Genomic DNA, 11,099 nt, shown 5'->3' with positions numbered 1-11,099 from the left:
ATCAGACATCCGCGGTTTTCAGCTGTTTTTCAGTTTTGACATCAATCCGTCATGCAGGCTCGGACCGCCCCAAGAATGGGGCGGCGATCGGCAGGGTTCGCGGAGATCAGTGCCGCGGCGCGTTGGCGGGAATGGACGAGACGGTTGCAGAAACGGGGTCGCTTGCCGGAAAGCTATCTTCGAGGCCTTCGTTCAGCTCCTCTTCCAGCGTTTCACGGTCATGGGTCGAACGTGCGCTCGGCTGGCCGACCAAACCCTTGCTGCCTTCATCGAAGTTGCCGTTGCTCAAAGCGTCGTAACGGTTGATGCTGCCGTCGGCGTTGCGGCCGGGAAAGGCAGTCAGCTGAACCATCATCACCTTGGCGTGGTCGAGCGCCGTCGAGCTGTCGAGCTCGCCATGGGAATTATCGATTTTGACGGAAACCGATTCTCCTCCCTCACCCAGGAATTCGACGGTGATGAAGTCGCCGGACTGTGTCACGCGTGTATCGATCAGCTGCATGGAAACCTCCTGTGTTCATGCCGGATCAACGGCGAAGCAACATCAGGAGTTCCAGCGAGCATAGCATTTCAATCGGGTCGCATGCTTCGCCGGGGCGCACCAGCTCACTCTTGGCCGGCATTTATGGTTAATTTATTAATAATTCGACTTCTATAATCGGAACCACGCGGCCTTTCCGCGTGTTGATGCTGCGCCGTGGAGGAACCCCGATGATCCTGAAAATCTTTGCTCCCGAGATCGACGCCGATTGTCCTGATACCGGCACCTATGCCGACGGAATCTTCGCCGAAAACCGTATCGATCTTTCCTCGCGCCGCAGCGGCCGCCGCCGCTCGTCACATGAGCGCGATTACGGCGCCGACAGGAAACTGGAAAACCTGCCGCTCGGCTTCGCCTGACCGCTCCCGCCTCCCATCAAAGCCTGCGGGAGACCAGCACGCCCGACGCAGCCAATCCGGCGTGCAGCGCTTTCCCGTGGTTCTGATCTTGTCTCCGCGATTGCCGATGTCCAGCCGCTATATTGGTCGGCGTCAGTATCGAAGATCTCCTGCCAAGACCATCCGCCACCCGTTCGCTGTGCAGCCAGTAGCCGTCATCGGAGAGAGCACCGTTCAATGATCCCACGACGAGAAACTCTTCGCCGTCGTTCCAGCGATGAAAGGCAATGACCCGATTTTCGTCGTGAACCAGGGGACGGGATATTGCGCGAACGCGTTTTTCCAGGCTCCTCTTGCCGGCATCACATTGCCGGCCACATTCTCCGTTGACGCCACTCGCAGCAACGGAGAAGCCCTTGCCCTGGATCGCCTATATCGCCCATTTCATTGCGGCCGCCTTTCTGACCAACGGCATCCCGCATTTCGTCAACGGCGTCAGCGGCCAGCGCTTCCGCACTCCTTTTGCAATGCCCAGTTCGCCGACGGCGAATGTCGTCTGGGGCTGGGCGAATTTCCTCGTCGCCTTCCTGCTGTTTGCCAATATCGGGCCGCTCTATATCGGCACGCCGGGCGATACGATCTTCGTGGCGGCCGGCATGCTCGTCACCGGCATCCTGCTCGCACGGATTTTCGGCAGCGATGCGAACTAGCGCAAATCTGTGGGAAAGCTGAGCTTGACGGTCGTCCCTTGCCCGGGAGAGGAACAGATAGATGCCTCTCCGCCGCTCTGACGGACGAAGCCGTAAACCATGGCCAGGCCAAGCCCTGCTCCACCATGTACGCCTCGTGTGGTGAAGTAGGGTTCGAAAGCTCTATCTACGACCTCTGGGCTCATGCCTATGCCGTTGTCGGTCACCGAGATCAGCAATGTGTCTCTGGTTGCCGTTGCACCGATAATGATAACGCCTCCTGTCGGCATCGCTGCCGAAGCGTTGAGACAGAGGTTCAGAACGGACTGCTCCAAGAGAGCCGCGTCGAGCGATACGACCGGCAGCCCGGCATCCAGTTCCAACTTGATATGGCACTTTGCGCCGACCGCGATCTCCAGAATATCGGCCATTCCGCGAAGGAGGCTGGCGACATCCACCCGGCTTGGATGGAATGGCTGCTGGCTGCCGATCGACAGCATGCTGCCGGCCAACGACCGTCCTCGCTCGGCAGCCTTGCGAATTCGCGCAATGTTGCGTTTCTGCCGATCGTTGAAGCCGGTTTCACGCTCGAGAAGGCCGAGGCTGCCGGTGATGATGCCGATCATGTTGCCCACCTCGTGGCTCACCTGATGCGTCATGCGCATGATGCCGTCCAGTCGCTGAACCTTTGCCGCTTCCGCCTCCTGTCGATCCATCAGCGTGACGTCGCGTGCCAGAAGAACGATGCCGCCCTCCGGCTGTCTTGACATGGAGATCTCGATTACCCGCTGGTCGCCGGTGCGATGGCGGACGACTGCACGTTCCAACAGAGTGCCGCGCTCCGGATCGGAGGGCAACAAAGCGGGATCGATCTCCGGCACTGGCTCGACAAATCGGCGCAGCGGCAATTTGCGCGCCGAACCCGAATGGCCGAACAGTTCGATAATCCGCCTGTTCATGGTGATCGGTCGCCCCATCCTGTCGAAAAGCGCAATCCCCTCGTTCATATTGCGAAAGGTTGAACGGATGGTGCGAGCGGCGGCTTCTGCCGTGCGTCTCAATCGAGACACACGATCCACGCTGTCCTTGAAGGCGCGGAAGGCGTCCAGCAGACGCACAAGCTCGGTTTCATTTCCATGATAGGCTGGCGGACCCACTTCGTTTTCGCCCTTGGCGAGCGCATTCATGCCGTTCGACAGCGCCACGATGGCCCGTGACACACGCATGACCGACCGGATGGAGAATATTGCCATGACGAGGACGAGCAGGAAAGCCAAGGCCACGGTTACCAGCAGCCGGCTCAAGGCATCGGAGGTCGAAAGCAGATCGTCGTTCAGTTGGCGTGCAACTGCATCACTTTGCGTCTCCGTTGCATGGGAGAGGTCGCGGGAGACGGCATGCAGCTTTGCCACCGCCGCCCGGATCGCAAACATGTTCAAGAGGTATCGCGTTTGAGCTTCGAATACACGCTCGTACGGCTGGAGCTCGGCAGGCGAAATCCTCAAATCGGCTTCGGTTTTGCCCTGCGCGGCCGTCGTATCTGCCACGTATCGTCTGCGAAGTTCACCGAGCTGGAAAAGACTGTCGGAGGTGGAAGCTGCTTGCACGATTCCATTCACTTGACGGCGCAGCTCGTGATCGACGATGCCTTTGCCGGTCGCCACCTCCCCTAGCGCCGCGGCAGCTTCAGCCTTGTGATTTTGGGCGGCGTCGGCGTCCCTGGCGAGCACAAGCGTCTGTGTCCTGATAAGATCGAGAAGCTCAACCATCCTCGGGCTCGCAAAGCCGCGGGCAGCCTCGTCAGCTCCATGAGGCGCGGCCGTCTTCAGCAGGCTGTCGACCTGCAGCACGACAGCGCGGCTCTCGCTCGCCACCCGGTAAGGCGAGGTCGAGTTCATCAGGAAGGGCGCGCTCGACACCAGATCGGAGACTTGCCGGGAAACGAGCGAGGCCTTGGCGAGGCTCGTGAAGGCCTGCAGGCCATAAGCTGCCATCTCGTCACGGGCGCGCTGCAGCCCGTAGATTGCGATCGCCGACAGGCTGAACACCAGAAAGCAGATAAACGCAATCGCGAACGGCAAGCGAAAGGCAATCGACGACAGAAAGGAGCGGCTGATCACGCGGACGGCTCGCCGTCGCCGGTGTGCAGGACATAGCCCTTTCCGCGTCGTGTCTTGATATGGCGCGGGAGGTCGGGATTGCGTTCGATTTTCCGCCGGAGCCGCAGAACCAGGACGTCGACGTTGCGGTCGATGTAGCGATCGCTTTCCGAGCCAAGCCGATCGAGGATCTGCGCCCGGCTCACCGGCTGGTTGGGGGTCTGCGCAAGGATTTCAAGCAGGGCGAATTCGGCCGTCGTCAGCGTTTTACTGCGGTCGGCGAGGCAGACGGCTTGCCGGCCCATCAGGTCGATGGCCCAATCGCCAAGCAGCAGAGAGGGACGTTCATGCTCCCGCTCACTCTCCTTTTCCTGTTTCAGCGACGGCACGGTTCGCCGCAAGACGGCTTTGATGCGGGCCGTCAGTTCGATCGGTTCGAATGGCTTGACGACATAATCGTCCGCAGCGGTTTCCAGGCCGAGGACACGATCGGCGGCACTGCCGGCGGCCGTCACCATGACGATGCCGATATTGGCCTCCGACCGCAGTTTTTGGGCGAACGCTCGGCCGGATGTCCGTGGCAGGTTATGGTCGACAAGCACCAGATGCATCTGCTCTCGCGCCAGGATATCGGTCGCCTCCTCGGCGGACCCCGCGCAGGTCGGAATCCACCCCTCGGCCTCGACGAGATCGGAGATAAGTTCCGCCATATCCGGATCGTCCTCGACGATCAGAATTCGCACCTTCTGATTCAGCACCGCTTGATCCTCCCGGCGCCATCATAGGCACGCCGCCGCCAATGTTCAAAGACACTCTGATGATGAGGTTTGTCACATTTGTAATGAATGTAACGTCGCTCCGCCCGGCGATGAAAAATCGGTAACCATTCTTCGATTGCGGTGACGCGAAGATCTGACATGCTGGCTGTGGAGATTGGAACGGGAGGTTCCAAGGGAGGCTTGCGTGAGGATATTGACCGCTTTTGCTGCGGGCATGGCTTTCTGGCTGTGCGGCGCAAGCCAAGGCATGAGCGAGGCGCGATTGAACGTCCTGTGCGGCGTCGACGAAGCCTGGTGCATGGCCATGGAAAAAGCGTTCGAAACCCGCGCGGGTATCGATATCTCGATGGTTCGCAAGAGCACCGGTGACATACTCGATCAGATCCGTGCCGAAAAATCCCATCCGACAGTGGATGTCTGGTGGGGTGGAACCGGTGATGCCCATCTGCAGGCTGCCTCAGAGGACTTGCTCGATCGGTATCAGCCCGACCATGAACACGATATGCTGCCTTGGGCGCAGAACTTTTTTGCTATGTCCGGCTCCCGGTCGGCCGCCATATATGCGGGAGCTTTGGGTTTCGCCTATAATTCCGATCTCCTCGCAGCGCTGAAGCTTCCGGCCCCGACCTGCTGGCAGGACCTGACGAAAGAGGCCTATCGCGGCCATATCCAGTCCGGCAATCCGAATTCCTCCGGAACGGCTTTCACAATGCTGGCCACACTCGTGCAGCTCCTCGGCGAAGAGGAGGCGTTCCGGTACATGGCCGCCCTCAACCGCAATATCGTCGAGTATACCAGGTCCGGCTCGGCGCCGGTAAAGGCTGCCGCCCGCGGTGAAGTCCTGATCGGCATCTCGTTCATGCATGACGCGGTAACCCTGAAGGAGGCAGGCGCGCCGCTGGTCATCGTCGCTCCTTGCGAAGGAACGGGCTACGAAATCGGTGCGGTCAGCATCGTCAAGGGTAGCCGCAATGCCAGAGCCGCCCAGGCATTCGTCGATTTCGCCCTCAGTCCCGAAGGCCAGGCGACAGGCGCTGCGGCCGGCCAGAACCAGGTTCCGTCGAACGCCAAAGCGGCTTTGCCGCCGGCCGCGCCCGACATCACCATGATCAAGATGGTGGATTATGACTTTGCAACATTCGGCCTGTCCGACGAGCGAAGTCGGCTGTTGACCCGCTTCGACACCGAGATCTCCCCGACCCAATAGGCCGGGATCCGACTTCCATCCGACACTCGACAACACGGTGCGATCGACGCGCCGCGACGGGCAGCGCTTGTGCCGCTGACCCAACACCCTCTCAGACGCAAGCAACAGGAGGATACCCATGCGACTGACAGTTCTTTCCACGCTTCTCTTTGCCGGAACGGCGCTGGCTGCCGGTTCGGTCCAGGCCGCCGGCGAACTCAACCTCATCTGCTCGGCCGATGTCGTCATCTGCGAGCAGATGCAGGGCGACTTCGAAAAGGCTCACGACATCAAGGTGAATATGGTGCGCCTGTCGTCGGGCGAGACCTATGCAAAGATACGCGCCGAGGCTCGCAACCCGAAGACCGACATCTGGTGGGCCGGCACGGGGGATCCGCATGTCCAGGCAGCATCGGAAAACCTGACGCTGGAATACAAGTCGCCGATGCTCGACCAGTTGCAGGATTGGGCAAAGAAGCAGGCGGAGAGCACCGGCTTCAAGACGGTCGGCGTCTACGCCGGTGCGCTCGGCTGGGGTTACAACACCGAGATCTTCAAGACCAAGGGTTACAAGGAGCCCCGCTGCTGGGCCGATCTCCTGGCGCCGGAATTGAAGGGCGAAATCCAGATCGCCAATCCGAACTCCTCGGGCACTGCCTATACGGCTCTCGCTTCTCTGGTACAGATCATGGGCGAAGACCAGGCTATCGACTATCTGAAAAAACTGAACGCCAACGTCTCGCAATACACCAAGTCCGGATCGGCTCCGGTCAAGGCGGCGGCGCGCGGCGAAACGGCGCTTGGCATCGTCTTCATGCATGACGCCGTTGCCCAGACTGCCGAAGGCTTTCCGGTCAAGTCCGTCGCGCCATGCGAGGGCACCGGCTATGAAATCGGCTCCATGTCGATCATCAAAGGCGCCCGCAATCTCGACAACGCTAAGGTCTGGTACGACTGGGCGCTGCGGCCCGAAGTGCAATCGCGCATGAAGGATGCCAAGTCCTTCCAGCTGCCGTCGAACAAATCGGCGGAGGTGCCGAAGGAAGCGCCGAAGTTCGAGGACATCAAGCTGATCGACTACGACTTCAAGACCTATGGCGATCCGGCAAAGCGCAAGGCCCTGCTGGAGCGCTGGGACCGGGAAGTCGGCGCCATTGCCAACTGACGATCGACGAGTGGCGCGGCATCCCGGACGAATCCGGGGTGCCTCTCCCTTCTCCCATTTCATCAACGTGAAATAAGCGAGGTATGCCATGAGACGTGGCAATCGCCGATTGGACATCGTCCTTGGCCTGGGGGCGGCTGCCCTGATCCTGGTCCCGTGGTATCGCATCGAGGGCGGCTTCTTCGGATTCAAGTGGCTGTCTGCATTCCCGTTCTCCGCCGATACGGCGCCCGGGCTGCTGCAAATCCTGCAGCATGGAAGAACCTGGCTTGCCGGCGTGGTCCTACTGTTTCTGCTCGGCTGTTTGGCGCGCCTGGTGCGCGATCCGATGCGGCGCGGAACCTTGCTCGCCTCGCTCGGCGCCGTCGGCCTCGTCTTCCTCTCTCTGCAGGGATTGGCGATCGGCTTTTCCGGCTGGACCTGGGCAATCAGTGAAAACCTGTTCGGCATATTATCCGAGGGACAGCCGTCGATGGGTGCCGGCGCGGTCCTCTTAGCGCTCGTCTTCGTTCTCCTCTTTGCGTTCGGACTGGCCGAACGCGGGGTGATGAAGGGAGATGCCTTCATCGTCGGCTCGATTTGCATCCTCGCGTTTCTGGTCACCATCTTCGTTTTCTACCCGATCGGCAGCATGTTCATCGCTTCGGTGCAGGACTTCGACGGCTCCTTCAATCCGGATGGCCTTATGCGCAACATTCAGGACCCCGGCATTTGGAGCCTCGGCTGCATAGCGGGTGAAGAACGTTGCGGCGTTGCCTGGCGCACGCTTCTTCTCGCCATCATGACCGCTTCCGGCTCGACCCTGCTCGGCCTCGGCTTTGCGCTGGTGGCGACGCGCACGCGCTTTCCGTTCAAAAAGGGATTGCGCCTGCTGACGGTGCTGCCGATCATCACACCGCCCTTCGTCATCGGCCTGGCGCTGACGCTGCTGTTCGGCCGCGCCGGGGTCATTACCGAGGCCTTGTCCAGTCTGTTGGGTATCGAGCCAGGCCGCTGGCTCTATGGGCTCACCGGCATCTGGATCGCCCAGGTGCTCTCCTTTACGCCGATCGCCTTCCTCGTCCTGATCGGCGTCGTCGAAGGCGTCAGCCCGTCGATGGAGGAGGCATCGCAGACCCTGCGTGCCGGTCGCTGGCGCACGTTCTGGCGCGTCTCCCTGCCGCTGATGAAGCCGGGTCTCGCCAACGCCTTCCTGATCGGGTTCATCGAGAGCATGGCCGATTTCGGCAATCCGCTCGTGCTCGGCGGCACGCATGGCGTGCTTTCGACGGAAATCTTCTTTGCGGTCGTCGGATCGCAGAACGATCCGTCGCGCGCGGCCGTTCTTGCCATCGTGCTGCTCTGCTTCACGCTCTCGGCATTCCTCGCTCAGCGTCTCTGGCTATCGGGCAAGAGCTTTGCCACGGTCACCGGCAAGGGCGAGAGCGGCGCTCATATCGCGTTGCCGCGCGGCCTTTCCATTGCCGTGCATGCGGTGGTCGTTCCGTGGATGATTTTCACCGTCATCGTTTATGGAATGATCCTGGTCGGCGGCTTCGTGAAAACCTGGGGCCTCGACAACTCGCTGACGCTCGACCATTACGCTCGCGCCTTCTCGATCGGTCTCGACAATGGGGGGGTCGCGTGGACCGGCGTGGCGTGGAACTCCTTCTGGACGACGATGGAAATCGCGCTCGTCTCCGCGCCCCTGACCGCTGCGGTGGGCCTGCTCACGGCTTATATCATCGTACGGCAGAAATTCGTCGGGCGGAACGTCTTCGAATTCGCGCTGATGATGAGCTTCGCCATCCCCGGAACGGTCATCGGCGTCAGCTACATCATGGCTTTCAACCTGCCTCCGATCGAGATGACCGGCTCGGCGCTGATCCTCATCCTCTGCTTCGTCTTCCGCAACATGCCGGTCGGCGTTCGCGGCGGGATCGCGGCGATGAGCCAGCTCGACAAGAGCCTGGACGAGGCGTCGCTGACTTTGCGTGCGGACAGTTTCCGCACGATCCGCAAGGTAATCCTGCCGCTGCTGCGGCCAGCCATCACCGCCGCCCTGGTCTACTCTTTCGTGCGCGCCATAACCTCGATCAGCGCCGTCATCTTCCTCGTCAGCGCGGAATACAACATGGCCACGTCCTATATCGTCGGCCTCGTCGAGAATGGCGAATACGGCGTAGCGATCGCCTATTCATCCATGCTGATCGTGGTGATGAGCATTGTCATCGCCGGCTTCCAGCTCGTCGTCGGCGAGCGCCGCCTACGCCGCGAAAATCGCGTCGCCGGCACCAGCTCAGCTCCCTCTGTTCCTCTCGGTCAGGAGAAAACCGCATGATCACCGTCAAACCCGGTTCCGTCACCTTTCACAATGTCCGAAAGTCTTTCGGTGCATTCACGGCCATTCCCGACCTTTCCCTCTCCATCGAGCCGGGCACGCTGGTGACCTTGCTCGGCCCATCCGGCTGCGGCAAAACCACCACGCTGCGCATGCTGGCCGGGCTCGAGCATCCGACATCCGGGCGTATTCTGATCGGCGGCGCCGACGTTACCATGCTGCCTGCCAATGAGCGCGATGTCTCGATGGTGTTTCAGTCCTATGCCTTGTTTCCGCATATGACGTCGCTGGATAATGTCGCTTACGGTCTGCAGTCGTCGGGCCTCGGCAAGAAGGAAGCGCGGGAAAAGGCCGAGGAAGGATTGAAGCTCGTCGGCCTTGCGGGCATGGGCCATCGCCTGCCGGCCGAGCTTTCCGGCGGCCAGCAGCAACGCGTCGCGGTTGCCCGCGCGCTGGTGCTCGAGCCGCAGGTGCTGCTGCTCGACGAACCGCTCTCCAACCTCGATGCACGCCTGCGCCGTCGGGTGCGCACGGAAATCCGCGAACTGCAGCAACGGCTCGGCTTCACCGCCGTTTACGTCACCCATGACCAGGATGAGGCTCTGGCGGTGTCCGACCGCATCATTGTCATGAAGGATGGTGAGATTGCCCAGTCCGGGACGCCGCGTGAGCTCTATGAAGCGCCGGCATCGTCCTTCATCGCCGATTTCATGGGCGAGGCCAATGTCATCCCTTGCGAGGTGATCGGCGTCGAAGGGACGGAGGCGCTTGTCCGCGTGGCCGGTGTGGACCATCGTTTGCCAAGCCGCAGCGCAAAACCCGGCATGGCAAAACTCGCTGTCAGGCCCGGATCGATCACCATAGCGGCAGCCGGCCAGCGGGGCCTGTCGGGACGCGTACTCCATAGTGCCTATCTCGGCGGACATGTCGAATATGAGATCGAAACCGATGTCGGAACGCTCTTCATCATCGACCATGCCGTCAACAGAAACCTGCCGCCTGCGAGCGATGTTACACTCGGGTTCGAAAACCGTGGCATTGCGCTGATCAATGCCTGAACATTTGGGCCTGAAACATTTGGAATGCGAATAAAGGATAGCAATATGACGATGCATGACAGCGACCTGGAACGACGCTTCGCCCTGGCCAAATCCCTTGCGGCGGAAGCTGGTGCTTTGGCGCTCGACTATTTCAATAAGCGCGAGACTCTCGTGATCGAGACAAAGCGCGATCTTCAGGATGTCGTGTCGATCGCGGATCGCAACGTCGAGACCTTCCTGCGCGAGCAGGTTGCGGCAGCACTTCCCGAGGACGGTTTCCTTGGCGAGGAGTTCGGCCATCAAGCGGGACGTTCCGGCTACACCTGGGTTGTCGATCCTATCGACGGCACCGCGCCTTTCGTCAATGGCATGCCTACCTGGTGCGTATCGGTCGCTGTCCTGCACCAGGGCGTCCCGGTCGTCGGCGTGATCCAGGTGCCTTGTGCGAACGAGCTTTATGCCGCAGCTCTTGGCCTTGGGGCGAGCTTGAATGGCGAGACGCTTTTACTCGATCCCTCCCGCACAATACAGAACGCCATGACGGGTATCGGCTGCAATACGCATGTGGCTCCGGACGTTGTCGGCGCTATCATAACAGCGTTGCTCGCCAGCGGCGGCACGTTCATTCGGAACGGCTCCGGAGCGCTGATGCTTGCCTATGTGGCTGCAGGGCGTCTCGTCGGCTATTATGAACCTCACATGCGGGCTTGGGACTGCATGGCGGGCTATTGCCTGGTCAAAGAAGCTGGGGGCGGGTACCTGCCCTTCCCGACCGAAGGCGAAGATTTGTTCAAGGGGCATCCCGTCCTTGCCAGCAACGTTTCCGCCTATCCGGAGCTGTTGGCGGTTCACAATTCAATTCTACGCGACGGTAATAGCGCCGCATTGTAGAGCAGGCTACGTGGCGGCGAGGGCACGGCTGACAACGGCGGATGGTTGCGC

Annotated in this window: 10 protein-coding genes; 7 read left to right on the top strand and 3 right to left on the bottom strand. The window is 60.8% G+C overall.

Annotated elements, in window-relative coordinates:
• Nucleotides 1-106: 106 nt before the first annotated feature.
• Nucleotides 107-502 carry a hypothetical protein gene (locus AMC88_RS10825; protein WP_064825262.1) on the bottom strand — a complete coding sequence of 132 codons (396 nt, stop codon included), beginning with the start codon at nucleotides 500-502 and terminating at the stop codon, nucleotides 107-109.
• Between the two features lie 209 nt (nucleotides 503-711).
• Here AMC88_RS10825 and AMC88_RS10820 point away from each other — a divergent pair, with 209 nt between their 5' ends.
• Together AMC88_RS10820 and AMC88_RS10815 are read left to right on the top strand one after the other, a co-directional pair.
• On the top strand, nucleotides 712-900 hold the full coding sequence (locus tag AMC88_RS10820) for a hypothetical protein (protein WP_016733059.1): 189 nt from the start codon (nucleotides 712-714) through the stop codon (nucleotides 898-900).
• 395 nt (nucleotides 901-1,295) lie between these two features.
• Complete coding sequence (locus tag AMC88_RS10815; RefSeq protein WP_064822021.1) at nucleotides 1,296-1,589, top strand: hypothetical protein; 294 nt, start codon at nucleotides 1,296-1,298, stop codon at nucleotides 1,587-1,589.
• Here the strand turns inward: AMC88_RS10815 and AMC88_RS10810 are convergent.
• Together AMC88_RS10810 and AMC88_RS10805 are read right to left on the bottom strand one after the other, a co-directional pair.
• Nucleotides 1,586-3,688: an ATP-binding protein gene (locus AMC88_RS10810; protein WP_064825261.1), complete on the bottom strand. Its 2,103-nt coding sequence runs from the start codon at nucleotides 3,686-3,688 to the stop codon at nucleotides 1,586-1,588. The two genes, AMC88_RS10815 and AMC88_RS10810, sit on opposite strands and share 4 nt — an antisense overlap.
• Nucleotides 3,685-4,425, bottom strand: a complete 741-nt coding sequence (locus AMC88_RS10805; RefSeq protein WP_041683629.1) for a response regulator transcription factor — start codon at nucleotides 4,423-4,425, stop codon at nucleotides 3,685-3,687. Before AMC88_RS10805 ends, AMC88_RS10810 begins: the two co-directional genes overlap by 4 nt.
• A 235-nt stretch (nucleotides 4,426-4,660) precedes the next feature.
• On the opposite strand from AMC88_RS10805, the gene AMC88_RS10800 reads away from it, so the two are divergent.
• From AMC88_RS10800 to AMC88_RS10780, 5 genes are all read left to right on the top strand, one after another.
• Nucleotides 4,661-5,653, top strand: a complete 993-nt coding sequence (locus tag AMC88_RS10800; RefSeq protein WP_064825260.1) for an ABC transporter substrate-binding protein — start codon at nucleotides 4,661-4,663, stop codon at nucleotides 5,651-5,653.
• Nucleotides 5,654-5,771: 118 nt separating this feature from the next.
• A complete protein-coding gene (locus AMC88_RS10795) occupies nucleotides 5,772-6,797 on the top strand; it encodes an ABC transporter substrate-binding protein (protein ID WP_012483807.1) in 1,026 nt (341 codons plus the stop codon).
• A gap of 88 nt (nucleotides 6,798-6,885) precedes the next feature.
• Complete coding sequence (locus AMC88_RS10790) at nucleotides 6,886-9,117, top strand: ABC transporter permease (RefSeq protein ID WP_064825259.1); 2,232 nt, start codon at nucleotides 6,886-6,888, stop codon at nucleotides 9,115-9,117.
• A complete protein-coding gene (locus AMC88_RS10785; protein ID WP_012483805.1) occupies nucleotides 9,114-10,175 on the top strand; it encodes an ABC transporter ATP-binding protein in 1,062 nt (353 codons plus the stop codon). The genes AMC88_RS10790 and AMC88_RS10785 overlap by 4 nt, the downstream gene beginning before the upstream one ends.
• Before the next feature lie 45 nt (nucleotides 10,176-10,220).
• A complete protein-coding gene (locus tag AMC88_RS10780) occupies nucleotides 10,221-11,048 on the top strand; it encodes an inositol monophosphatase family protein (RefSeq protein WP_010024576.1) in 828 nt (275 codons plus the stop codon).
• Nucleotides 11,049-11,099 lie beyond the last annotated feature (51 nt).

Source organism: Rhizobium phaseoli (assembly GCF_001664385.1).
In the GTDB taxonomy this organism is placed as follows: Bacteria; Pseudomonadota; Alphaproteobacteria; order Rhizobiales; family Rhizobiaceae; genus Rhizobium; species Rhizobium phaseoli.
The sequence above is the reverse complement of the archived record's forward strand: the minus strand, read 5'-3'. Positions and strand labels throughout refer to the sequence as shown.